The 23,780-nt window shown below is 27.4% G+C and carries 26 protein-coding genes, 2 rRNA genes and 1 other annotated feature; of the genes, 4 read left to right on the top strand and 24 right to left on the bottom strand.

Features of this window, described 5'->3' with window-relative positions:
• Positions 1-47 precede the first annotated feature (47 nt).
• The 11 genes from Q0Y03_RS11610 to Q0Y03_RS11560 form a co-directional block, all read right to left on the bottom strand.
• Positions 48-179, bottom strand: a complete 132-nt coding sequence (locus tag Q0Y03_RS11610) for a hypothetical protein (protein ID WP_297713984.1) — start codon at positions 177-179, stop codon at positions 48-50.
• 103 nt (positions 180-282) lie between these two features.
• A complete protein-coding gene (rplT, locus tag Q0Y03_RS11605; protein WP_005211350.1) occupies positions 283-642 on the bottom strand; it encodes a 50S ribosomal protein L20 in 360 nt (119 codons plus the stop codon).
• Between the two features lie 26 nt (positions 643-668).
• Positions 669-866, bottom strand: coding sequence for a 50S ribosomal protein L35 (rpmI, locus tag Q0Y03_RS11600; protein WP_195517320.1), 198 nt, complete (start codon positions 864-866; stop codon positions 669-671).
• A gap of 20 nt (positions 867-886) precedes the next feature.
• The gene (gene infC / locus Q0Y03_RS11595) at positions 887-1,408 is read right to left on the bottom strand and encodes a translation initiation factor IF-3 (protein ID WP_294389218.1); all 522 of its coding nucleotides are present in this window, start codon (positions 1,406-1,408) and stop codon (positions 887-889) included.
• A 26-nt stretch (positions 1,409-1,434) separates the two neighbouring features.
• Positions 1,435-1,574: a sequence feature (ribosomal protein L20 leader region), on the bottom strand.
• Between the two features lie 67 nt (positions 1,575-1,641).
• Positions 1,642-2,607 (bottom strand): SAM-dependent methyltransferase, encoded by a 966-nt coding sequence (locus tag Q0Y03_RS11590; RefSeq protein WP_297713983.1) that lies wholly within the window; start codon positions 2,605-2,607, stop codon positions 1,642-1,644.
• Between the two features lie 26 nt (positions 2,608-2,633).
• Complete coding sequence (locus tag Q0Y03_RS11585) at positions 2,634-3,866, bottom strand: NAD(P)-dependent oxidoreductase (RefSeq protein ID WP_297713982.1); 1,233 nt, start codon at positions 3,864-3,866, stop codon at positions 2,634-2,636.
• A gap of 70 nt (positions 3,867-3,936) precedes the next feature.
• Entirely contained in the window at positions 3,937-4,509 is a 573-nt protein-coding gene (locus tag Q0Y03_RS11580) for a hypothetical protein (RefSeq protein ID WP_297713981.1), read from the bottom strand.
• 156 nt (positions 4,510-4,665) lie between these two features.
• Positions 4,666-5,859: an acetate kinase gene (locus Q0Y03_RS11575; protein ID WP_297713980.1), complete on the bottom strand. Its 1,194-nt coding sequence runs from the start codon at positions 5,857-5,859 to the stop codon at positions 4,666-4,668.
• 105 nt (positions 5,860-5,964) lie between these two features.
• On the bottom strand, positions 5,965-6,849 hold the full coding sequence (locus tag Q0Y03_RS11570; RefSeq protein WP_297713979.1) for a DUF6734 family protein: 885 nt from the start codon (positions 6,847-6,849) through the stop codon (positions 5,965-5,967).
• A gap of 31 nt (positions 6,850-6,880) precedes the next feature.
• Positions 6,881-7,066 (bottom strand): hypothetical protein, encoded by a 186-nt coding sequence (locus tag Q0Y03_RS11565; protein WP_297713978.1) that lies wholly within the window; start codon positions 7,064-7,066, stop codon positions 6,881-6,883.
• A 72-nt stretch (positions 7,067-7,138) separates the two neighbouring features.
• On the bottom strand, positions 7,139-8,230 hold the full coding sequence (locus Q0Y03_RS11560) for a ribose-phosphate pyrophosphokinase (RefSeq protein WP_297713977.1): 1,092 nt from the start codon (positions 8,228-8,230) through the stop codon (positions 7,139-7,141).
• Positions 8,231-8,551: 321 nt separating this feature from the next.
• Between Q0Y03_RS11560 and Q0Y03_RS11555 the strand changes: the two genes are divergently transcribed.
• On the top strand, positions 8,552-9,160 hold the full coding sequence (locus Q0Y03_RS11555) for a methyltransferase (protein WP_297713976.1): 609 nt from the start codon (positions 8,552-8,554) through the stop codon (positions 9,158-9,160).
• Between the two features lie 170 nt (positions 9,161-9,330).
• On the opposite strand, the gene Q0Y03_RS11550 is transcribed toward Q0Y03_RS11555, so the two are convergent.
• The 5 genes from Q0Y03_RS11550 to Q0Y03_RS11530 are packed head-to-tail and all read right to left on the bottom strand — an operon-like array spanning position 9,331 to position 12,694.
• Positions 9,331-9,672, bottom strand: coding sequence for a PTS lactose/cellobiose transporter subunit IIA (locus Q0Y03_RS11550; RefSeq protein WP_297713975.1), 342 nt, complete (start codon positions 9,670-9,672; stop codon positions 9,331-9,333).
• A 14-nt stretch (positions 9,673-9,686) separates the two neighbouring features.
• Complete coding sequence (gene celB, locus Q0Y03_RS11545; protein ID WP_297713974.1) at positions 9,687-11,015, bottom strand: PTS cellobiose transporter subunit IIC; 1,329 nt, start codon at positions 11,013-11,015, stop codon at positions 9,687-9,689.
• A 19-nt stretch (positions 11,016-11,034) separates the two neighbouring features.
• The gene (locus Q0Y03_RS11540; RefSeq protein ID WP_297713973.1) at positions 11,035-11,355 is read right to left on the bottom strand and encodes a PTS sugar transporter subunit IIB; all 321 of its coding nucleotides are present in this window, start codon (positions 11,353-11,355) and stop codon (positions 11,035-11,037) included.
• 29 nt (positions 11,356-11,384) lie between these two features.
• Positions 11,385-12,485, bottom strand: a complete 1,101-nt coding sequence (locus tag Q0Y03_RS11535; protein WP_297713972.1) for a MupG family TIM beta-alpha barrel fold protein — start codon at positions 12,483-12,485, stop codon at positions 11,385-11,387.
• Positions 12,486-12,532: 47 nt separating this feature from the next.
• Entirely contained in the window at positions 12,533-12,694 is a 162-nt protein-coding gene (locus Q0Y03_RS11530; protein ID WP_297713971.1) for a hypothetical protein, read from the bottom strand.
• A gap of 181 nt (positions 12,695-12,875) precedes the next feature.
• Here Q0Y03_RS11530 and Q0Y03_RS11525 point away from each other — a divergent pair, with 181 nt between their 5' ends.
• Both Q0Y03_RS11525 and Q0Y03_RS11520 read left to right on the top strand, forming a co-directional pair.
• Entirely contained in the window at positions 12,876-13,154 is a 279-nt protein-coding gene (locus Q0Y03_RS11525; protein WP_297713970.1) for an AraC family ligand binding domain-containing protein, read from the top strand.
• Complete coding sequence (locus tag Q0Y03_RS11520; RefSeq protein ID WP_363318744.1) at positions 13,120-13,392, top strand: helix-turn-helix transcriptional regulator; 273 nt, start codon at positions 13,120-13,122, stop codon at positions 13,390-13,392. The genes Q0Y03_RS11525 and Q0Y03_RS11520 overlap by 35 nt, the downstream gene beginning before the upstream one ends.
• 35 nt (positions 13,393-13,427) lie before the next feature.
• On the opposite strand, the gene Q0Y03_RS11515 is transcribed toward Q0Y03_RS11520, so the two are convergent.
• The 6 genes from Q0Y03_RS11515 to Q0Y03_RS11490 form a co-directional block, all read right to left on the bottom strand.
• Positions 13,428-14,039: a DUF488 domain-containing protein gene (locus tag Q0Y03_RS11515; RefSeq protein WP_297713969.1), complete on the bottom strand. Its 612-nt coding sequence runs from the start codon at positions 14,037-14,039 to the stop codon at positions 13,428-13,430.
• Positions 14,040-14,200: 161 nt separating this feature from the next.
• The gene (gene fliB / locus Q0Y03_RS11510) at positions 14,201-15,352 is read right to left on the bottom strand and encodes a flagellin lysine-N-methylase (protein ID WP_297713968.1); all 1,152 of its coding nucleotides are present in this window, start codon (positions 15,350-15,352) and stop codon (positions 14,201-14,203) included.
• Between the two features lie 356 nt (positions 15,353-15,708).
• Positions 15,709-16,581, bottom strand: a complete 873-nt coding sequence (locus Q0Y03_RS11505) for a helix-turn-helix domain-containing protein (RefSeq protein WP_297713967.1) — start codon at positions 16,579-16,581, stop codon at positions 15,709-15,711.
• A gap of 37 nt (positions 16,582-16,618) precedes the next feature.
• Entirely contained in the window at positions 16,619-18,088 is a 1,470-nt protein-coding gene (locus tag Q0Y03_RS11500) for a sucrose-specific PTS transporter subunit IIBC (RefSeq protein ID WP_297713966.1), read from the bottom strand.
• Positions 18,089-18,128: 40 nt separating this feature from the next.
• Positions 18,129-20,315 (bottom strand): alpha-galactosidase, encoded by a 2,187-nt coding sequence (locus tag Q0Y03_RS11495; RefSeq protein ID WP_297713965.1) that lies wholly within the window; start codon positions 20,313-20,315, stop codon positions 18,129-18,131.
• Between the two features lie 197 nt (positions 20,316-20,512).
• On the bottom strand, positions 20,513-22,147 hold the full coding sequence (locus Q0Y03_RS11490; RefSeq protein ID WP_297713964.1) for an alpha-glucosidase: 1,635 nt from the start codon (positions 22,145-22,147) through the stop codon (positions 20,513-20,515).
• Between the two features lie 152 nt (positions 22,148-22,299).
• Between Q0Y03_RS11490 and Q0Y03_RS11485 the strand changes: the two genes are divergently transcribed.
• On the top strand, positions 22,300-23,184 hold the full coding sequence (locus tag Q0Y03_RS11485; RefSeq protein ID WP_297713963.1) for an AraC family transcriptional regulator: 885 nt from the start codon (positions 22,300-22,302) through the stop codon (positions 23,182-23,184).
• A gap of 325 nt (positions 23,185-23,509) precedes the next feature.
• Here Q0Y03_RS11485 and rrf read toward each other — a convergent pair.
• Positions 23,510-23,626 (bottom strand): 5S ribosomal RNA (gene rrf / locus Q0Y03_RS11480).
• A 42-nt stretch (positions 23,627-23,668) separates the two neighbouring features.
• Positions 23,669-23,780: ribosomal RNA gene (locus tag Q0Y03_RS11475) — 23S ribosomal RNA — on the bottom strand; the annotation flags it as partial.

Raw genomic sequence — 23,780 nt, 5'->3', positions numbered from 1 at the left:
CCTACATCTAATAAATAACCTTTAATACGATTATTTAGATGCAGGCTTTAAATTAGTACATTTAAAAATTTTTCTATTTCTTCTCCATTTAAATATACATCACCAATCATTCCATGAATTGTATAACATTCAATATAATTATTAAAATCACCTTTTGTATACATATTATTTCTTTTCAACCTAATATTTATCTCGTATATATTATATTCATAATAATAAATTATTGATTTAATATTAAATATAAAAAAAGCAATCCTTTCGGATTGCTTTATGTAAACAAAATTATTTGTTTAATTGAGCTTTTGCAGTTTCTACTAAGTTTGCAAATGCTTTTGGATCATTGATAGCTATTTCAGATAACATCTTTCTGTTCATGTCGATTCCAGCTAATTTGATTCCGTTCATGAATTTTGAGTATGAAAGACCGTTCATTCTTGTAGCAGCGTTAATTCTTGCTATCCATAATCTTCTGAAATCTCTCTTCTTTAATCTTCTTCCAACGTATGCATTTCTTAAAGCTCTGATTACAGATTCGTTAGCAGTTCTGAATAATCTGCTCTTCCCACCGTAGTAACCTTTTGCAAGCTTTAAAACTTTTTTATGATTCTTACGAGCATTTACCGCTCTCTTAACTCTTGCCATTTTGTATTCCTCCTAAGTCCTCTATATTATAGGTATGGTAATAATTTCTTCATTGCTTTTTCTTGAGTAGTTGAAACGTAAGAAGCTTTTCTTAAGTTTCTCTTTCTCTTAGCGCTCTTCTTTGTTAAGATATGGCTCTTGAAAGCTTTTGCTCTTTTTAACTTTCCAGTACCAGTCTTTTTAAATCTTTTAGCTGCACCTCTGTGCGTTTTCATTTTTGGCATGATAATATTCTCCTCTCTGGTTATGCTTTTTTAGGGGCTAATACCATAGTCATGTTTCTTCCTTCTTGTTTTGCTGCTTTTTCAACAGTACAAACATCTTCAAGTTTAGAAACAAAGTTTTCTAAGATCTTTAATCCTAGGTGACCTAATGTTGCTTCTCTACCTTTGAATCTAACAGTGACTTTAACTTTATCCCCGTCTAATAAGAACTTTCTAGCATTCTTAGCTTTGATAGCTATGTCATTTTCTTCAATAGTTAAACTACATCTGATTTCTTTAATGACAGTTACCTTTTGCTTTTTCTTAGCTTCTTTTTCCTTTTTAGATTGCTCGTAAATGTATTTGCCTAAATCCATTATTTTACATACTGGTGGCACTGCTGTTGGAGATATCATTACTAAATCTAAATCTTTCTCCTCAGCCATTTGTAAAGCTTCCTTCGTAGAAATTACACCTAATTGAGTACCATCTGTATCAATTACTCTAATTTCTTTTTCTCTAATACTTTCATTACAAGTAAAGTTTTTACTGATAACATTCACCTCCGATAAAATCTATCAAGAAAAATATATAAATAAAAGGGCAGCATAATTGCCGCCCTCGTATTATTTAGAAAATCTAGACACTCTTCTAGATAAAAATCCAATAAACTCATTACCTTACTAAGCTTAGCCGTAAGGCGAGAAACGGCAGTTTCTTCTTGACGAAGTTCATTATATCATCTTCTTAATATATTGTCAATTTTTTATTTTAAATTGAATTTATAATTTATATTTTATATACAGATACTAATATGTCTTATCATATTACCTTTTCTCATATAGCCTTTTTCTACTATTTTGAACCCAGCTGAAATTATTAAATTATCCATATCTTCAAATGTTATTATAACCATCTTACGAGCAATTCTTCTTGAGGTACTAATTATATCTACCTGCTCCTGTAAAGTTACTGGTGAATATAATCCATAAGGAATATCAACTATGGCAACATCAAAAATTTCATTTATATTATGCATATCGCCACTAGTTATTATTTCTCTATTGTAACCTAAAAATTCTATATTATTTCTAGCATTACATGCAATAGGTTTACTAATTTCATAACCTTTTACATTAATGCCTAAATCAAGAGCCTCTATAACAACAGTACCAACACCACAACATGGATCAACTAATGTTAATTCCCTATTATCTCCAACTGCAATATTTACTAATGCTCTAGCCATTCTTAATGGTACTGCATTAGAATATGAATGTGGCTTATCATTATGTTTTTGCCACTTAAAATTATTTCTAATTAACTCTCCAAATATCCATTTTTCCTTAACTTTAGTTATAGCTAACTCTATCTTTGGATTATGTATATCTGGAAATCCTGTTACAACAAATCCAATTTCCTTAACAGCTTTAAGACGCTCTTCATAAGAAACATCCCCATCTTCACTTTTTATATAATTAACTTTAAAAGCATCATAAGATATTTTATCACCTTTTATTTTATTAATTATATTTTCTAAGTTTTTTTCTACATATATTGATTTTATTTGTAACTTAATAAATGGACTTCTAGATGGATCAAAATTTTTTTCTGAAAATAAATACTTTGCTTTAGGATATTTTCCAAAAACACTTCTCATTTCCATATTGCACAATTCTTTTTCCATCTCAGAACAGTTAATAAAATAAAAATATTCACTTAGGGTGTCTTCACACTCACTTTTAATCATTTCATTCTCCATTTTAACACCCTCTTACAAATAATTTATTAATTGTTATCACAATATTCTTCTATAGAATCTGCAACTACTTTTGCATATGCAACTGCATGAACTACTGTATTAGCTCCAGTAACAACATCTCCTGATGCAAATACTCCATCTCTTGTTGTATGTCCCTTTTCATCAGTAAGCAATAATCCCCATTTATTAGTTTCTAAACCTTCAGTATTAGCAACTATATTCTTTCTTGGTGATTGACTTACTGCAATTATTGTAGAGTCACAGTTAAACATTCCTTCTGTTCCTTCTATAATAGCTGTATTTACTCTACCTGACTCATCCACTTCATTTCTAGTTTCTATATATTTAACACCTTCTTCAGTTAATTCTAAAGGCGCCTTAAATAATTCAAACTTAATTCCATCTTCTTTAGCCTCTTCTAATTCAGCTCTAGTACATGGCATATTTTCAAAGCCTTTTCTATAAAGAATATACACTTCTTCAGCACCACTTCTTTTAGCAACTCTAGCCGCATCCATAGCAACATTTCCTGCACCAATTACGGCCACTCTTTTTCCTAAATTATAAACTTGTGGTGACTTTAAATAATCTATTGCATAATGTACATTTCCTAATGACTCTCCCTTTATATTTAAAGTCTTAGGATTCCATACTCCAGTACCTATAAATACTGCCTTATATCCATCAGAAAATAGCTTATCTAATGTTATAACAGGTCCAATTAAAGTGTTTGGCCTAATTTTTACTCCAAGTTCAATAAGTAACTCTTCATATCTATCTATCATAGAATTTTTTAATCTATACTCTGGAATTCCATATCTAAGAACTCCACCAATTTTCTCATGAGCATCGAAAAGAGTAACCTTAAAGCCTTTTCTTGCTAATATTATTGATAAAGTAATTCCTGCTGGTCCTGCTCCTATTATAGCAATTCTTTCATTTCTTGACTCTACCTTATCAAATTTAACTTTATATAAATATTCTCCAGAAATATATTCTTCAATCTCACAAAATCTAACAGGTTCACTTTTTATTCCTCTAATACAATTTCCTTTACATTGATCCTCATGTGGGCAAACTATGGCACATGCTGCTGATAATGGATTATTATTAAATAATATTTCACCAGCCTCCATTATTTTTCCTTCCTTAAATAGCTTAACTACTTCCGGAATTTCTGTGCTTATTGGACAATTTGCCTGACATCTAGCATTTTTACATAATAAACATCTATCTGCTTCTAATAATAACTCTTTCATATATATCTCCTTATTCTAATGATTTCTTTTACTATAGAATCATTGTTTAATCTTCAGTGACCTAGATAGCCTATTTAAGAATCTCTAAAACATAATTTTTAAATTCTTCAAAGCTTCCTTTTTCACTACTAGTCCCCTTATTTATTTTATTAGTGGCAAAGTTATATTCTACTGTTCCATAACTAAATTTTGGACTTGATATCATTACAATATCTTCATTTGCACTAAAAATCGCTTTATTCTGCATTGATATTTTGCATAGCTCTAAAAAGTTCTCTTCATTTTCTAACTGTCCTTCATTAATTTTCTTTAATACAAAGTTAAATAATGAATAACCTCCACCTAATGATATCATGCTATTATTTTGAATATAAAATACTTTATCAGTATTATAGAAGTATTTCATTTTTCCAAAATTAACAGTCTTAAACTGTGAGTTTACTTCAACTTCTTCAATATTATAATTATTAACTTCAGCTTCTATATCATCCCATGAATTTTTTTGCTCTATAGCATTATTTTTAACTACTGAGTTAAATTTAATAAGTGCCCCTTCCATCTCCTTATCTGTATATACAATACTTTCATTTATAGCAACATTAAATTCCCCATTTTCATATGTTAAAGTTATCTTATTTCCCATAATAATATCTCCTTATATAATTAATAATAATTATTATAACATATTAAATATTAAGCAACTACTGTCTAAATAATAGATTTACTTATTAGTATTTCCAAATACAAAAATAGTGTTAAAAAGATTATTAAATAATCCTTTTAACACACCATTTTATAATTATTTAACTAATTTTGCTGTATCCCTAGCAATCATTAATTCCTCATTAGTAGGTACTACATATACCTTTACTCTAGAACCCTCAGTAGATATTTCTTGGATATTTCCCCTTATTTCATTTTTTTCTTCATTAAGTTCAAATCCAAAGAATTCTAACCCTTTTAATATTTCTTTTCTTGTAATAGAAGAGTTTTCTCCTATACCAGCAGTAAATACTATTACATCTATACCACCCATTGCTCCAGCATAAGCAGCAATTTGAGTTCTAACTTTATAGTAGAATATTTCTAAAGCAAGCTTTGCTCTTTCATTTCCAGCTTCACCTGCCGCTAAAACATCTCTAAAATCTGATGATACCCCTGAAATTCCTAGAACTCCAGACTTTTTATTTAATAATTCATCTATTTCTTCTATTGTATATCCATGTTGTTCTATTAAGAAGCTAATAACAGATGGATCTATACTTCCTGATCTTGTTCCCATCATAACACCTGCTAGTGGAGTAAATCCCATAGAAGTATCCACAGATTTACCATTCTTAACAGCAGCTAATGAACAACCATTTCCTAAGTGACATGTAACTATCTTTAACTCTTTCATATCTTTTCCCATAGCTTCTGCTACTTTATTTGAAACATATTTATGAGATGTTCCATGGAATCCATATTTTCTAATTCCATATTTTTCATATAATTCATATGGTAATGGGCAAATATATGAATGTTTAGGCATTGTTTGATGGAATGCTGTATCAAATACTGCTACCATCGGAGTATTTGGCATTAATTCTTTACAAGCCTCAATTCCTATAATATTAGGTGGGTTATGTAATGGTGCAAGCACTATACAATCTTTAATTGATTGTAAAACTTCATCATTAATTAAAACTGAATCTGAATATTTTTCTCCACCGTGAACAACTCTATGTCCTACTGCTGAAATTTCGTCCATAGATTTAATAACTCCGTGAACAGGATCAATTAATGCTTCTAATACTAGCTTTATTGCATCCTTATGATTTTTAATTTCTGTATTTATTACATATTTGTCTTTTCCCTCAACCTTTTGAGTTAATACAGAGCCTTCGATTCCTATTCTTTCAACTAATCCTTGAACCATACATTCTTCTGTATTCATATCGATTAATTGATACTTTAAAGATGAACTACCACAATTTATTACTAAAGTTTTCATTTTCCCACACTCCTTCAAAAAATTATTATTATATATATAATAACACTAAATCTCTAAAATAAGTAAAAAGATTCATTATTCTATTTTATCTGAAAACTCTTTAAATTAAATATAAAAGTAATTTTTAATTTCATTATAATAATCTTTTAAATTATCAATATTAGCTATAACATCTTCATATTCAGGATAATCCTTAATAATTCTTTTAATACACCTCATACAAAAATCTTTTCTTTTATTAAAATTATGCTTCATTTCTTTCTTATATCCCCAAATATGAGTAAATAATTTTTGATTATTAGAGAATAAATTTTCTAAACTCATTATCTCTTTAATCTCTATATTTTTTCTTTTAGCACACATTGATATCAGCCTTTGCTCTGCAAAAACCATATTAATAATCTTATTATAACTATTAGATAGATTACTCATAAAATCTATAGCTGTTTCAGTATAATATTCTTTAAATTCATTATTAGAGATATACATAAATGCAGTATTACTAGGTAACACTGTCCAATCCCATTCTCTATCTAAATAATATCCACTTTTAAACTTAAAATACTCTTTGCTTGGATATACTTCTTCTATTATTTTTTCCTTATGTATTACACTTAATTCTGTATTATTTAAAATATCATCTACATTTTCCCATACAATAAAATCAGTATCCATCATGACACATGGATAGTTTTGACTCTTTAAGGCATAAATCTTTCCTGCTGCCCAAAATATATTACTATCAATTCTATCACTAATATTATCTAAAGATATATCAATTCCTAAATCCCATATATTTTCTAAACCTATACTCTTATAATAATTAGCACCTACTTTATCAGTAATCATTTTTATGCTTCCATTTTTCTCTCTCCACTTCAATGCAGAAAGAATAGTTGTTAATATTTCAAAATCCTCTATATAATATTCTTTACATGGATTAGAATTTAAAAATGGCATAGTCCAATTTGAATGAAATGCTTCTATCATTTTCTCCTTCCCTTCTTCCTAAAACTAAAATCTATATAAGGTTTAATCCATATCCACCTATACCTGATACATTATATTCTAAAGAAATATTTTCACTATTAGATTTGTATCGTATATCTCCCTTTTCCACTATAATTAAATTTTCTTTATTTTCTTTTTTATTTACGCATAATACTTCATTTTCTTTATTTATTTTATTAATTAATTCTTTCCTCATAATTTCTCCAAAAAAAATATTATAGCATAGTAAATTCTCATTGTTTTACATATGCTATAATATATCACATTCTTATTCTTCTAATAAATCACGAATTACTCTTGTTGCATCCATATAAGAAGCAATAGACTTATCATAATTTAACTTATTTATTATTTTTGATACTAACTCTGACATATCCACAGCTCTGTACCATCTAGAATCACGTAACTCTTCAGATATATATGTTAAATTAGTAGAATATACCCTAGATATTATTCCATCTTCATAGAATCTATTAAACTTTTCTAATCCTTCTGTAAAGAAAGCAAATGTAGTTGCTACATAAACATTTCTTGCTCTTCTTTCCTTTAACTCCATAGCTATATCAAGTACTGATTCACCAGATGCTATCATATCATCAACTATTAATACATCTTTTCCTTCAACATCTCTTCCCATATACTCATGTTGTACTATAGGATTTTTTCCATTTACTATTGTTGAATGGTCTCTTCTCTTATAGAATAAACCTACGTCAACTCCTAAAACACTTGAATAATAAATAGCTCTATCCATAGCTCCAGTATCTGGGCTTATAACTATAAGCTTGTCTTTGTTTAACTCTAATGTATTTTCATTCTTTATAAGAGATTTTACTATATCATAAGTTGGATAGAAATTCTCAAAAGATAGTAGAGGAATTGCATTTTGTACATTAGGATCATGTACATCAAATGTAAGAACTTCGTGTACTCCTAATCTTTCCAATTCTTGAAGTGCTAATGCACAGTCTAAAGATTCTCTACCTTTACGTCTATGTTGTCTTGATTCATATAGAAGTGGCATTATTACTGTAATCTTTGCAGCTTTACCTCTAATTGCAGAAACAGTTCTCTTTATATCTTGGAAATGCTCATCAGGCCCCTTATGATTAATAAATCCAAACATTTTATATGTACAACTATAATTACCAATATCGCATAAAATGTATATATCCTTACCTCTTACACTCTCTGATATTTTGACTTTTCCCTCTCCGTTAGAGAATCTTATTTCATTGATTGGTATTAGGAATGATTCATTAGTATTTCTTTTTTCTTGAATAAGCTTATCAATAGCGTTTCCAAGTTCTTTACAACTTTCTAGAGCTATTATTCCTAATTCATGTCTTAATTCTGTCATCAAACTTTCCCCTTTACATTAAAATTTCAAAGATTCAAATTTAATAATATATACTATACAGTATATAGCGTATCATCTATTTATAAAATTCCACTCATTAATAGTATATACCAAAGCCGAATATTAATAAATAGCTATATAAAAATATTCTACTTTATTATAGCTTTTATCTTATTTTCGTTAAATTCTACTAATCTTTACACATATTTTTTTAAATTTTGCTAATTATCCATAAAACTTAGGAATAAATATTTTTTAATATATATTTGATATAATGTATAAATAGTTTATTTAAAATTATAAATAATAAGGAGATTAATTATGGATGATATACATTATGAAAGATTACTTAATATAAGAACAACCGGAGAACAACAAGGATTTTACGAATCTCATCATTATAATAGATATGAAGCTACATCTTATATGGCATTAGAGTCACTATTTAAAGAGTACACTCTAAATAATTCAGGTCATTTAGTAGACTTTGGATGTGGGAAAGGAAGATTAGCATTTTATATAAACTATTATTATAACTCATATGTTACTGGAATAGAAATGAACAATAATTACCATGACATATGTGAAAACAATAAAAAAAGTTACTTTAAATCATTCTCAAAACCAAGAGAAAAAATTAACTTTTTAAATATATTTGCAGAAAATTATAAAGTATCACCATTAGATAACAAATTCTATTTCTTTAACCCTTTTTCACTACAATTATTTATTAAAGTTTTAAATAATATTTTAATTTCAGTAGAAGAATTTCCTAGAGAAATAGATTTGATATTTTACTATCCTTCTGAAGAGTATATAAATTACTTAGAAAATTATACAGCGCTAACTTTAAAACAAGAAATCCCAGTACATAATCTTTACTTAATTGATAAACGTCAAAAATTTTCTATTTATACATTACCTAATTAAATTATATATATACTAACTATAGATTAAGTATTACAATTAATCCAATTTAAAAGGGTGATTTCTATTTAATTTAGAAATCACCTTTTTTTTAATATTTCATCTTTATTTCAGAATTATCTCTTAAAATTTCTACTAAATATTTTATATTAGTTATTTTACAATATAATTTATTAACTTTCACATTTTATTATTTTTTCAAGATTATTAATTCTTTTATAACTTTCTATTAACTCCTCAGCTATAATCTTAAAACCTTCTGCACTCATAAGCTGATCTTCTGCATGCATTAATAAAACTGAAGTGCTTATAGACATATTGCTATTTTCCTCATTTTTAAAAAGTTCTAAATGAAGTTCATGCCCTTTTAAAAACTTTTCCTTACCACTAGCAATACATTCTTCTGCACCTTTAAAATCCTCTTCTCTAGCTTTATTAATTGCCTCAATATAATTTGACCTTGCTAAACCTACATTAGAAATAATCTGTACACAAAGCATTTCTAAACTTTCCATATAGCTTATACCTCCTATAAATCATCAAATGATAAATCATCAAGAGAAATATCATCGTCTGAACTATCATCTGCTTTTAATTCTTCATTTTGATATTGCTTATCCATCATCTTTACAAATGGCATATAAATAAATACACCTATAATTACAAGAATTAATTGAAGAACTGCTCCTCTCCACCCTGTTGTCAAGAATCCAGATACAATAACAGGTGTTGTCCAAGGTATACTTATCCCACTAGTAAATGGAACTAACCCACTAACCATTGAAAAATATGATATTACAATATTTACAAGTGGTGTTAATAAAAATGGAATTAAAATTGTTGGATTTAATACTATAGGTAATCCAAATACAACAGGTTCATTTATTCCAAACAATGCAGGTACAACTGAAATTTTACTTAAATTCTTAATACGCTTTGATTTACATAAAATAATCATTGCAATTAACATTGATAAAGTTGACCCTGCACCTCCAAATGTAGTGAATAAATCATAAAACTGTTGATTTATTACATTTGGAATTGTAGTTCCTGCTTGATACGCAGCTAAATTTTCAATTGAAAGAGGAGTTAATATTGGTTGCATTATGCTACCAACAATAGATCCACCATTTATTCCAAAGAACCAGAAAAAATGCTGAAATCCCATAGCAACTATAACTGCACCTAATGTATTTCCTAAAACTAAAAGTGGTTGTTGTAAGAACCTAAATATAAATTCAAATGCATTATTATATGGTGTAAGTGCTAATAAACTATTAATTAAAAAGAATATAGTTAAAACTACGGCTGAAGGAAGTAACGCTGCAAATGATTGAGAAACTGCTGGTGGAACCCCCTTAGGCATTTTAATTATCCATCCTTTTTTAATTACCCATGCATATATGTGTATTGATACAAATGTAGTTATTATCCCTATGAATATCCCTTTAGACCCAATCCAGTCTAATGGAATTCCTGATAAAGTTGTAGTACCATCTGAAACCTTATACGGCATTAAGATAAACCATGATACTAAAGCTACAGCAGCTCCTGATAATTTATCTACCTTTAACTCTCTAGCAAAAGAATATGCAATCCCTATTACAGCTAAAATAGCCATAATATCAAATGTTGCATTTGTCGGCTTAGCCATATAGGCTGTCCAATTTTCACCAAAAAATCTTGCCCAAAACTCTGTCCATCCTACAATAGGAAAATTTGCAATAAGTAAGAAAAATGACCCTATAATTAATAATGGTGTTGTAAGTAAAAAACCATCTCTAATAGAAGTTAAATATTTATTTTTCCCTATTTTTTCAGCAAGAGGTATAAAAATTGATTCTAATTTATCTAACATTAATAAACTACCTCTCTTTCTATTTACTCTTCTTTATAAGTTTTATTGCATGTTTTAATATCTTTTCTCCATCCATCATTCCATAATCATCAGAATTAATTACTTCAATTGGAACTCCTGTATTTTCATAACGACTTGAAATTTCTTTATATCTATACTTTACTTGAGGTCCTAATAAAATTACATCAGGGTGCTTTTCTTCAACAATTTCATCTATTTTGCTATCAGGGAAAGCCTTAACTTCTAATGGAAGCTTATGTGAATCAGCAACCTTTTGCATAATATTAGCTAACATACTTGTTGACATTCCAGCGCTACAAAATAAATATATCTTTTTCATATTACTCTCTCACTCTCTTTCTTATATTCTTATTTAAAATCTTTTTTAAATGTAAATATTTTTCTTGGCTCCATATAATCAAGTAAAAATAACTCTTCTTCTGGTATATGACCAATTACATTTTTTCTTCTATCATTAGGCATATCCTTTAGTACAATATGAAGCTCACCCTTATATCTTGAATATTCGTCATTTAATATAACAACATCTCCTCTTTTCATATCAACAGTATTTGCCTTTGGAATACTTTCATTAGCAAATGTTACTCTTGGATTACTAGAACGAGCCATATATTCGCTAACATCTCCTCTATTAGCATGATTTTGCTTATAATATAAAATTTCATGTTCAATTGAAGCTAACTCCTTGTCTAACTCAATTCCAAATGTTAAAATCCCAGGTTTAATATCAGCACATGATTTTAACTCTTCTTCAGAAGCATAAGCATTTCCAATTATGATATCATCAACCATTCTAGTTGCATACAGATGTCTTACTTGTAAATCTATAGGTAAATCACGATGCATTTCTAATGTACATAATCCTTCTTTTACTGGCCAAGGCCCAAAAGTATTTTCATTATTGCTAGATACAAATGCTGCTGTATGTAAATCATACTCCTTCATAGCTTCATTACAATTATTAAAATGCTCTAAACTTAGCCCTGTAAATCTTTGTGGATAAAAATTATGACAAGTAATAATCCTATCTTTGTTAGGAAAATTACTCATTACATTATCTAAGTAACCTCTTCCTGAACTTGCATTTAACTCTATTTTTAATCCATTATCGTTATATGTCATTAGACTTTCCTTTACTCCATCAAACCCTTCGTCTAATCGTATTCCATCTGCATGTATTTCATTAAATAAAGATAAATTATCATAAGATACATTTAACTCTTTAAATACATTTGGATTAACATCAAGTATTACTTCCATCCCCTCTTCATGTGCAACATCAATTAACTCTCTAAATTCCTCTATCAACTCTGACTTTGTTTTTTTACCTATACTCAATAAGCATGTAAATACTCTTTTAAATCCATATTTTCCTGCTAATCGAATATATTCAATATCTTTTTCTTTTGTTGAATGTTCTGGATATATAGAAATTCCAAGTCGTGTCATTTCAAATCCCCCTTATTTTTACTCAAATCTTAAATAAAACTAAAAATTTATTTCCTTACTCCATTTAATGAATTAAATCTTTTTTGCTCTTCTCTATTTGTATTTTTAATAGCTTCATTAATATTTTCAAATGGAATATAATAGCTTCTTCGAGGCATCATATTTATATGTAAAGAAGAAATATCTTCATGATATGAGTTTAATAACACCTTTAATCACCTTTCTTATTCATTAAAATAATGAATAAGAAACATATTTTTTTATATTTAGAAAGCGCTTACTCAATATATTCATATTATAATCCATAAATTTTTACGTTTACATAGAGTTAGAGCGCTAAAATATGTTATAATGTTTCCAAAATAATTAGAAGAAAAAAATTCAAATTTTATGGTAAAATATAAAATTAATAATTTTGAAGTAAATTTAGATGAATGCGGAATAGAACCAGGTACCCCAAATGTTGGTTATAATTATGACGTAGTAAAAAATGCTGTCATACATTATATTTCAAAAGGTAGTGGAATTTTTAAAATTGATAATAAAACATATAAGTTAAAAAAGGCAAACTACATTTGCTTTTATATACTATCTATTCAAAATTCCCTAAAGATTTTAAATGTGATACTAATTTATCTCATACATATATACAAGAAGTTATTTATATAAAATGTTTATTAAACATCTTGGTGAATCTACTCAAAGTTATTTAATTAATATTATAATGTATAAATCCTCTTTACTTTTAAAAGAAACTAGTTTATCTATAGCAGAAATTGCAAATAAAGTTGGTTATAATGACCCATTATTATTTTCTAAAATCTTCTCTAAACGTTTTGATATGTCTGCTTCTGAATATAGAAAAGCTCATCAAAAAATAAAAGCCAGTATATTTTTATTAAATTAAAATCCATCAAAATAAATCTGATGGATTTTTTAATATTATAAATGCTCTATTCTATATCCTATTTCTTTATTTGCTATTCTATAGCCTTCTTCTATCATTTCTTCTCTAGTTAGAACATTTCCAATTAAATCATAAATAGTCATTTGATTTCTATTACTAAAATATTTATCTAAAAGCATTTGCTCTATATCATCTTGTGATGCTATAGAATAATCATCTAATATATGTTTAACATCAAATCCAGCTTTCCTTAATGCTTTGCCTACTAAAATAGACCTATGACATCTTATAGGTTCTTGCATAGCTCCTAATAAAGCTATCTTATACCCCTTATTACAACCATTTTTTAATCTTTCTATTCCTTCTAAAAATTCATTTTCATTTATTACTTTCTCAAAATCAGAATATCCTTCATCATTATATGATTGCTTGTTTATTCTTTTAGCAGCTAACTCCTTAGCCATATATATGTAAATAAATCCTGCCTTACTTAAAGTATATCTTATAGTCTCCTTATCGAATTGAACATTATATTTAGAATAAGGTGTTCCTCTAATATCCACTACACAATTAATATTATAATGCCTTAACATATCAATAAGCTTTTCAACTGTATAATTAGAATGTCCTATAGTGTATATCTCCATATGTCCTCCTAATAAAATTTATTTAATCTTATATTTATATTTTACATTAATTAATTTTTATAAACAAAAATACATCTATATTTTCTTTATGAAATTTTTAAATGAATATAAAAGGCCCAAGCAACTTAATCCTTGAGCCTTTTATATAACTACTTCAATTTCTATATAAAATCACATAATAGAAATTTTCGTAAATATTCAACTGTAAATAGTATATCTCCATATTGCTCTTCAATAAATTCAACAACTGCATCAGAATTATTACCTATAATTCTTGAAAAAACTACCATATAATCTTTTATATTTTGCAATAAGTTTTCATTATCCCCTAAAAATACTTTTAAAAATACACTATATCTCAATAATACAAATTCTAAAATTATAAGTTCTAAATTTATAGCTATTTCCTCTATGTCTTCATTAAGACAATTCCCTAAAACTTTAGTTACAATGCACTTTTCAATGAATTTATTATACTTACTAAAATAATCAATAAATTCATCCCATAACTCTATTAATTCACTAGTTTTTATTTCTCCTTTATAAATCTTCATAGAAATCTGTGAAATATAATTTAATGAACTCTTCAATACTGAAACATCTTTATAATTTTCTATTATATCTAAAAATAAGTTATTAATTGTTCTAAATGTTTTATTATAATCACTTTTATTTTGTAATGTTTCTTGTAAAATTATATTATTATACTTTTCAAGTTCATTCAAAACAATTTCTTCTGTAAGTTCTTCATTATCTAAAATATTCAGTAACATTCTATAACTTATAAGAAGCTTACTTTCAATATTTAGATTTTTTTCTTTAATTATTTTTATAATAGTATCTCTTATTTTTATTTCTATTGGTAAATCAGTATCATCATCATTATTATTACAATTTAATAATATTATTTCCTCTTCAATTTTATCTATAATATCTACTACTTCTGGACATGAACATGATAATGTAAGCTCCTTTATCCCTTCAAATGTATTTTCTATCCTAGGAAACCTTTGACATGTTAATGATAAATATTCATCTCCATTACTTTTTACAATATCACATAGTCCTTTATTATCTAAAAAGGGGCATGTATCGCTTGTTTTCTTATTAACAATTATATAATCGTTATCTATAAACTTTAATTTATTTAACATGTCCTTACATTTATTTTTTTCTTTATTCCATTTTTCATATGTATTAATATCTATATTAATATCCCATCCAGAACAACATGTAAATTTACATTTATCAGCTATACATTTAAAGCTATTATAACCTATCATTCTTTTTTCTATATTATTATTTTTATCCATAGTATCTCCTAATCCATAAATATATCTCTCATTTTTATATACTATAATTTCATCAAATAGAACTATGTCATTTACCTTTTAAATTATAATATCTAACAAATTTTTTAATTCTATTATAAGCTACATATGGTATAAAATTAAATATAAATGTAGTTAAATCAATTAAAAGTAGTTCTTGAAGCAATAAAATTAAATATCACCATAACTTTCTATCATATTAAAATTTTTCTTCAAAATAAGCGTGAGATCAATTACTTGATCTCACACTAAACTATTGTACGCACAATTTTTTCATTATAGTGCATTAAAAAACATTTTCAAGTATTTATATAAAAATATAATTATATAGATTATATTTAATCAAAAAATCTTGTTCTAATTTCTTCATAATTATTACTCATTCTATATGTACTTGGAGATATTCCTATATATTTTTTAAATACCTTACTAAAATAATTTCCACAATTAAATCCAGTTTCTATAGCTATTTCTTCGATTGTCATATCCTTTGAAAATGTTAGTAACTCTATAGCTTTCTTAAGTCTTATCTTAATAATATACTTACCAGGAGTCATTCCAACTTCCTTTTCAAATTCTCTTGTAAAATGAAATTTAGATAAATTAATATGGTTTGCTATATCATCTAAGCCTATTAATTTATTATAATTTTCTTCAATAAATTTTTTACTAGACTCTATTCTTGTTGGTAATATCTTATTTTGATTTTCATCAAAAAAATAGCTTATTATATCCATAATAAATTTATAAGCATACTTAGAATTTTGATAAATATCTTTAAATTCATCTTCAATACACTTTTTATAAATATTAATTATTGCTTGAACTATTTTTTCTTCAATATCAAAATGTACAATATGCCCCTTCATATCATATATCTTCTTAAAGAGCGGAAGTGCCTCTTTAGAAAACTCAATATAAATCACTTCCCACCTATCTGATTTATCCGGTAATATGTAGCAATGATCACTAGGAGTGTCCACTAAAAAAGCATCACCCTTTTTAAGATTATATACTTTATCTTTAATTTCTATCTCACCTTCACCACTTAAAGTATATTGAAGTATACATTGATTATCTTTTCTATTTCTTCCATTCCAAACATAATCATGTGATATTATATTTTGATATCCAGCACCATTTATTAAAACTAATGGTATTTGTGATAAAAACTTAAATCCTACAGATGTTTTTTTAATATTATTTAGCATATTAATCCTCTAAATTTCAATACTTTTTATTATTATTCTAGCATACTTCTTTTATATTTCCCTCTTTTTCTACACTAGTATTCATTTTTACTGATTTGCTTAATATAAATGTTAATAAAAATCCTACTATAAAAGCTAAACCTATACTTATAAAGAAGTTTATTATAGATTCTGGTCTAATGCACACAAATCCTATTACTCCAGCTGCTCCTGATGAAATATTTAATACATTTGTAAATGTACAATATGCTGCACCTACCGCAGAACCCACCATCGCCCCGTAAAATGGAAATTTTAATTTTAAGTTAACACCAAACATTGCTGGCTCTGTAATCCCAAGCATTGCTGATATTCCTGATGTTAATGCTACACTCTTTAATTTTTCATCTTTAGACGTTATCATAGCTGCAAGTGCTGCTGCTCCTTGGGCTACATTGTTACATGCTGCTACTGCTAATAAAAATGATCCACCCGTTACCGCTGTATTAGCTAAAAATTGTATATCTATTGGTAATAAACTATGATGCATTCCTGTCAATGTAAATGGTGCATAAATTAATCCAAATATCGCTCCACCTATAACTCCTAAACTATCATGTAACCATAATAACCCATTAGCTATGATATCACCAGCACCACGCATTATTCCACCAACTACTGTAAAAGTTAAAACACTTGTTATTAATACAGATAAAAGTGGAGTTAACAAATTATCTAATACTTCTGGTATTACTTTTCTAAGTAATCTCTCTAATTTAGCTAAAATATATGAAGCTGCTAATACTGGTAAAACTGTTCCTTGATATCCTACCTTTTCTATAGTTATGCCAAATATATTCCAAGTTGGTAATGTTCCATTTAATACAGCATCACCATATCCATATCCATTTAGTAAATCTGGATGCACCATTATCATTCCAATAACCGCTCCTAAATATGGATTTCCTCCAAATAATTTTGTTGCTGAGAAACCAACTAATATTGGTAAAAATGAATATGCTGCATTAGCAAGTATATTTATAAAGTTAGCTAAATCTCCCATCTGTGGATACATATCCATTAATGATTTTCCTTCAACAAAAAGTCCCTGAGACGTTAATACATTATTTAAACCCATTAATAATCCACTAGCTACAAGTGCAGGTAATATTGGTACAAATACATCTGCTAAAATCTTTATTATTTTTTGAATAGGATTTAATTTGTTATCAGCCTGTGCTTTTACTTCTGCTTTTGTAGACTCTGATATACCTGCTAATTTAATTAATTCTTTATATACTTCATCTACAATTCCACTACCTAATATTATTTGAAATTGTCCCGCATTAGAAAATTGCCCTTTATATAATGGTACATTTTCTAATTCTTTTAAATCTACTATTGATTCATCTTTTAATACTAATCTTAATCTTGTAGCACAGTGTGCTGCACTTATTATATTTTCCGCTCCCCCAAGCGAATTTAAAATCTGCTTAGTATTTTCTTTTATATCTTTTTTACTAGCCATAATATATCCCCTCTCAAGTATTTATCAAATTTATAAATATCTATATTTTTTTAAATCTCCATAATTTACTTATAAAGTCCTTTTTTTCCCTAGTAAGTGTTATTCCAACATTCATAAGTTCATCACCACCATATACATCCTTAGTATCAATATTTTCATAATAATAATCTGGATTTAACCCCTTAAACTTTAATATTTTTATTGCAGTTCCAGGTTCCGAAAGTATCTTGAAATACATTCCTACAAACTCTTCTTTATCTTCTGAAACTATATTCCAAGCAGTTTCATTGCATTCAAAAGGACTTAATATTCTATAAAAATCTCCAAACTGAACTATATTTCTTATTTCTTTATATACCTTAATTTGCTCCTTTATTAGTTCTTTTTCCTTTTCAGTAATCTTAGTTAAATCTAATTCATAGCCAAAATTACCAGACATAGCTACATGAGCCCTAGTTTCTAAAGGAGTAATTCTACCAACCTGATTATTAGGTACTGCAGATACATGTGCTCCCATTGTTATTGGTGGATATACCAAGCTTGTTCCATACTGTATTTTCATTCTACAAACTGCATCTGTATTATCACTAGTCCATGTTTGTGGCATATAATAAAGCATTCCTGCATCAAATCTTCCACCACCACTTGAACAACCTTCAAATAAAACTTTTGGAAATTTTAATGTAAGTTCTTCTAGTATGTAATAAAGACCTAATATATACCTATGAGCAGTTTCTTTTTGTCTAATAGCCGGTAAGGAACTTGACCATATATCTGTTAGATGTCTATTCATATCCCACTTAACATAGGTTATTAATGGATTTGAAAGTATATTAGATATTGCTGTTATTACGTAATCACAAATTTCTTTTCTAGATAAATCTAAAACTAGCTGGTTTCTTCCCACTATAGGTGTTCGATTAGGAACTCTTAAGCACCAATCTGGATGAGTTCTATATAAATCACTATCTTCTGAAATCATTTCTGGCTCAAACCAAATTCCAAACTTAAGTCCAATATTTGTGATTCTATTTACTAAATCATCTAATCCTTTTGATAGTTTATTTCTATCTACAATCCAATCTCCTAGTGAAGATTTATCATCACTTCTTTTTCCGAACCATCCATCATCTAAAACAAATAGTTCCATCCCCAATTCTTTTCCTATCTTAGCTATATCTTCAATTTTATCTGCATTAAAATCAAAGAATGTAGCCTCCCAATTATTTATTAATATTGGACGAGGTTTATCCCTAAATTCACCTCTACATAATCTAGTACTATATAATTTATGATAAGTTCTAGACATTTCATTTAACCCTTTTGATGAATAAGTCATAATTACTTCTGGCGTTTGGAAACGCTCTCCACTTTCTAAAAGCCATGAAAAATCAAAATCATTAATTCCAATACCTACTCTAGTATTACAGTATTGATCTACTTGGACTTGACCTACAAAATTTCCACTATATACAAAATTAAAAGAATATACTTCTCCATTATCTTCATCAGTATTTTTTCTTACAAGTGCTAAAAATGGCGATTGTTGAGGACTGCTTGCCCCTCTACAACTTTCAATCATTTGTATTCCTGATATTATAGGGCGTCTTGCTATATTTTTTTCATTAGTATGAGCACCATATAAAGTAATTAATTCGAAATCCTTTTCCCTAAAATCAACACTTGCACTTAATACTTTTCCTAATTTAAAATTTTCTTTTCCATTATTTTTAAAACTTACTGATCTAGATATAACATCAAAATCTTTAAATATTGTATAGGTTAATGTGATAGTTAAACCAATAAGTTTATCTTCCATATCTATTTCTAATGTTTTTGCTTCTAAATCGTTTTCTACATAAGTGCTTGGTAAACCTTCTAGCTTAGGCTTACCATCATATATCCTATGCTCTTTGTAGCGAACATCTGTAACTCTCGAACCATTTTCAAGTTCAACTTGATATGCAGGAATCCTAAAATCTCCATTTCCATAAGTAGGATACTCACAAGGAATTGTATCTAAAGAAAAAGTTCTATCATCTGGATCTGGATTAGGAGAAAATCCCCTATCATAAAATGCGATTGGATTACTTTCATTATATTGATTAACTCTTTTTCCCCAATATAAATGAACTAGATAACCATCTTTTATTATTTTCATTACATAACTAATATTATTATTCTGCAAATGAAAAGTCTTGTTTTCTGTATTATAAGTAATATTCAATTTATCACTCTCCTCTATAGGTAAATAATTGCTTTTGCTTATGCACATAAACCACTAACTCAAAATCCTTGTTATACGTTTTCTTTTGAGTTAAATTATAATCTTTTATATATTTAAGATTATAATTAAGCTTAATTATACCAACAAGAGTAAAAAAAACATATTACAGGTAAAATAATGCTGTTTTATTATTTTACCTAAACTACTTTATAGACTATAGCTTCATAAGGTCTTAACTTTATATCTCTTCCTAAAATTTTAGCATCCTTATAATTTGAAAGTATAATCTGACTATCTTTTTTGCTATACTCCTCTCCTAAAAATACATTGATTGTATTACCATAAAAATTACAAATAACCAATATATTATCATCATTCCAACTTCTAGTGTAAGCAAAAATTTCTGGATGTTCTTCTAAAATTAATTTATAATCTCCATACTTAATTACATCACTTTCTCTTCTAAGCTTTATTAATTTCTTATAGTAGTAAAGTATCGAATTTTCATCATTTATTGCTTGTTCTACATTTATATATTTATAATTTTTATTAACTTTTAACCATGGAATACCTGTTGTAAATCCAGCATTATTTTCTTTATTCCATTGCATAGGAGTTCTTGCATTGTCTCTACCCTTCGCATAGATAGACTCCATTATTTCATCTAAACTATACCCTTGAGATAATCTTTCTTTATACATATTCAAAGATTCTATATCATTATAATCATCTATAGAATCAAATCTTATGTTTGTCATTCCAATTTCCTCTCCTTGATATATATAAGGAGTTCCCTTTTGCATATGTAGCATAGTTGCTAACATCTTTGCACTTTCCACCCTATACTCTTTATCATTTCCCCATCTTGATACCATTCTTGGCAAATCATGGTTATTACCAAATAAACTATTCCACCCTTCGCTATGAAGTTCAGTTTGCCACTTACTAAATATTTTTTTAAATTCTACAAAATTAAGTGGTGCTAAATCCCATTTTCTTTTTCCAGGTTGTTTATCCATAGAAATAACTTCAAATTGAAATACCATTCCAAGCTCTTTTCTTTTTGGATCACAATATAACTTGGCTATATTTGTATCAGCTGCCCATGTTTCCCCAACAGTGATTATATCTCTATCCCCAAAAGTCATTTTATTCATTTCTTGTATATATGTATGTAAATTAGGTCCATTTACAATTAATAAATTATCTACATCTTTACCAATAAGCTCTATTACATCCATTCTAAAACCTTCAATCCCTAAGTCTAGCCAGAAATTCATCATTTCATATATTTTTTCTCTAACCCTTTGGTTATCCCAGTTTAAGTCAGGTTGTTTTTTATCATGCATATGCAAATAGTATTGACCAGTAGATTTATCTAGAGTCCATGCACTGCCTCCAAAGTTTGATTTAAGTGAGCTTGGAACATCTCCATTTACAGGATTTCTCCATACATAGAAATCTCTATATTCATTATCCCTACTTTTTCTAGATTCTTTAAACCATTTATGTTCATCTGAAGTATGATTAACTACTAGATCCATCATGATTTTTATATCTCTAGATTTTGCTTCTTTTATTAACAACTTCATATCATCCATTGTTCCAAACTCATCCATGATATCACAATAATCACTTATATCGTATCCATTATCTACATTAGGAGATTTATAAATTGGACTTATCCACAAAACATCTACCCCTAAAAATTTTATATAATCTAACTTAGATATAATTCCTTTTAAATCACCTATTCCATCTCCATTGCTATCCTTAAAGCTCCGTGGATAAATTTGATAAACAACCGAATTATGCCACCACTTTTTCTCCATTATTCAACCTCCAAACTTATACGTCTTATTATTAATTAATAACAATTTTATGACTTTATGATATAATTATATATACTTATTTATGTAATAAACTTGCATTATATTAACTTAAAATAATATTATTTTGACTTTTTTATGAAAGGTGTCTTTTTATGAATTATATTAATTTAAAAGAAAAATCATCTCATGGTAACTCCCTTTTTCCATTACATGTATATACTCATATTAATAAAGTAGGAAGCTATTCTGTAAATGCTCATTGGCATAATGAGATAGAAATAATATATGTTGAAAAAGGAGAGTTTGAAATTATTGTAGATATGAATACATATACCTTAAAAACAGGTGATTATATTTTTATAAATAGTGGTAGCATTCATTCCATAGCTTCTGTAAATGCTAATATATCAATTCATCATGCTATGGTTTTTGATTCTAATTTACTTACATGTACTCAATTTCATATATGTCAAATTAATTATATATCGCCTTTGAGTAATAAATCTCTTAAATTACCTTCTTTTATTGATAATGATTCTAAAATTTATGATAAAATTTTAAATGAACTTATATGTATTATAAAGTCTTATAAATATAAAAACATTGGATTTGAACTAATTATTAAAGGTGCTTTATTTAAAATACTTTCATATATTGCTCAAGAAAATAAATTTTTAAAAAAGAATAACATTAATTCTCCATCAGCAAATTATAAACTTGATTTAATCAAGAAAGTATTTATTTATATAGACAAAAATTATTTAAATAAAATTTATATTGAAGATTTAGCTAAAGAAGTTAATATGAATAGTCAATACTTTTGCAGATTTTTTAAATCTGTTATTGGTAAAACTCCCATAGATTATATTAACAATTATAGAATTGAAAAATCTGTTGAACTATTAATTACAACTAATGATAAAATATTAAATATTTGTTATAGTGTTGGATTTGATAATTTTAGCTATTTTATAAAAACATTTAAAAAAATAAAAAACTGTACTCCTTCCGAGTATCGTACTACTTACTCTAAATAATAAATTAAGGTATAATGTTTTAATAAATATCTAAGAAAATAAAGATTTGGTTATTTTAAAAGAAGATATGCTACCTATTGTTAAGATTGATGGCAAAACTTATATAGTTAGAACTGATTGCTTGGTATGAATGATTGGCGGAGGACGTAAATTAAATAGCTCTTATCCACTTCCTTATTTTGCTCGTGCTTCAATAGATCAAAAATTATATTTATACTCTTATGATTATATTCAACAATAAATTTTCCTGTAGAACGTTGTATTTTTAGTTTTATCTTATTTTTTTCCTAAAAAAAGTACTCAGCTAATACTGAGTACTTTATCTACCTGGCAACGTTCTACTCTCCCACACAGTCTCCCATGCAGTACCATCGACGCTGTAGAGCTTAACTTTCCTGTTCGGAATGGGAAGGAGTGTTTCCTCTACGCCATCATCACCAGATCTTTGAGATTGTTATCTCAAAATTGCACATGAATTATTTTATTGGTCAAGCCCTCGACCTATTAGTATCAGTCAGCTACATACGTTACCGCACTTACACCTCTGACCTATCAACCTTGTGTTCTTCAAGGGGTCTTACTAGCTTATGCTATGG

The sequence above is a fragment of the Clostridium sp. genome (assembly GCF_026168755.1).
Classification (GTDB): domain Bacteria; phylum Bacillota; class Clostridia; order Clostridiales; family Clostridiaceae; genus Clostridium.
The sequence above is the reverse complement of the archived record's forward strand: the minus strand, read 5'-3'. Positions and strand labels throughout refer to the sequence as shown.

Excerpts from the sequence above, each read along its gene's own strand:
- Q0Y03_RS11515 (WP_297713969.1), bottom strand. The coding sequence starts at position 14,039 with ATGGAGATATACACTATAGGACATTCTAATTATACAGTTGAAAAGCTT.
- rplT (WP_005211350.1), bottom strand. The coding sequence starts at position 642 with ATGGCAAGAGTTAAGAGAGCGGTAAATGCTCGTAAGAATCATAAAAAA.
- Q0Y03_RS11500 (WP_297713966.1), bottom strand. The coding sequence starts at position 18,088 with ATGGCTAGTAAAAAAGATATAAAAGAAAATACTAAGCAGATTTTAAAT.
- Q0Y03_RS11485 (WP_297713963.1), top strand. The coding sequence starts at position 22,300 with ATGAATTATATTAATTTAAAAGAAAAATCATCTCATGGTAACTCCCTT.
- Q0Y03_RS11585 (WP_297713982.1), bottom strand. The coding sequence starts at position 3,866 with ATGAAAGAGTTATTATTAGAAGCAGATAGATGTTTATTATGTAAAAAT.
- fliB (WP_297713968.1), bottom strand. The coding sequence starts at position 15,352 with ATGGATAAAAATAATAATATAGAAAAAAGAATGATAGGTTATAATAGC.
- Q0Y03_RS11550 (WP_297713975.1), bottom strand. The coding sequence starts at position 9,672 with ATGGAAAGTTTAGAAATGCTTTGTGTACAGATTATTTCTAATGTAGGT.
- Q0Y03_RS11560 (WP_297713977.1), bottom strand. The coding sequence starts at position 8,230 with ATGACAGAATTAAGACATGAATTAGGAATAATAGCTCTAGAAAGTTGT.
- Q0Y03_RS11565 (WP_297713978.1), bottom strand. The coding sequence starts at position 7,066 with ATGAGGAAAGAATTAATTAATAAAATAAATAAAGAAAATGAAGTATTA.
- Q0Y03_RS11540 (WP_297713973.1), bottom strand. The coding sequence starts at position 11,355 with ATGAAAAAGATATATTTATTTTGTAGCGCTGGAATGTCAACAAGTATG.
- celB (WP_297713974.1), bottom strand. The coding sequence starts at position 11,015 with ATGTTAGATAAATTAGAATCAATTTTTATACCTCTTGCTGAAAAAATA.
- Q0Y03_RS11490 (WP_297713964.1), bottom strand. The coding sequence starts at position 22,147 with ATGGAGAAAAAGTGGTGGCATAATTCGGTTGTTTATCAAATTTATCCA.
- Q0Y03_RS11535 (WP_297713972.1), bottom strand. The coding sequence starts at position 12,485 with ATGACACGACTTGGAATTTCTATATATCCAGAACATTCAACAAAAGAA.
- rpmI (WP_195517320.1), bottom strand. The coding sequence starts at position 866 with ATGCCAAAAATGAAAACGCACAGAGGTGCAGCTAAAAGATTTAAAAAG.
- Q0Y03_RS11575 (WP_297713980.1), bottom strand. The coding sequence starts at position 5,859 with ATGAAAACTTTAGTAATAAATTGTGGTAGTTCATCTTTAAAGTATCAA.
- Q0Y03_RS11525 (WP_297713970.1), top strand. The coding sequence starts at position 12,876 with ATGGTAAAATATAAAATTAATAATTTTGAAGTAAATTTAGATGAATGC.
- Q0Y03_RS11580 (WP_297713981.1), bottom strand. The coding sequence starts at position 4,509 with ATGGGAAATAAGATAACTTTAACATATGAAAATGGGGAATTTAATGTT.
- Q0Y03_RS11505 (WP_297713967.1), bottom strand. The coding sequence starts at position 16,581 with ATGCTAAATAATATTAAAAAAACATCTGTAGGATTTAAGTTTTTATCA.
- Q0Y03_RS11590 (WP_297713983.1), bottom strand. The coding sequence starts at position 2,607 with ATGGAGAATGAAATGATTAAAAGTGAGTGTGAAGACACCCTAAGTGAA.
- Q0Y03_RS11555 (WP_297713976.1), top strand. The coding sequence starts at position 8,552 with ATGGATGATATACATTATGAAAGATTACTTAATATAAGAACAACCGGA.
- Q0Y03_RS11570 (WP_297713979.1), bottom strand. The coding sequence starts at position 6,849 with ATGATAGAAGCATTTCATTCAAATTGGACTATGCCATTTTTAAATTCT.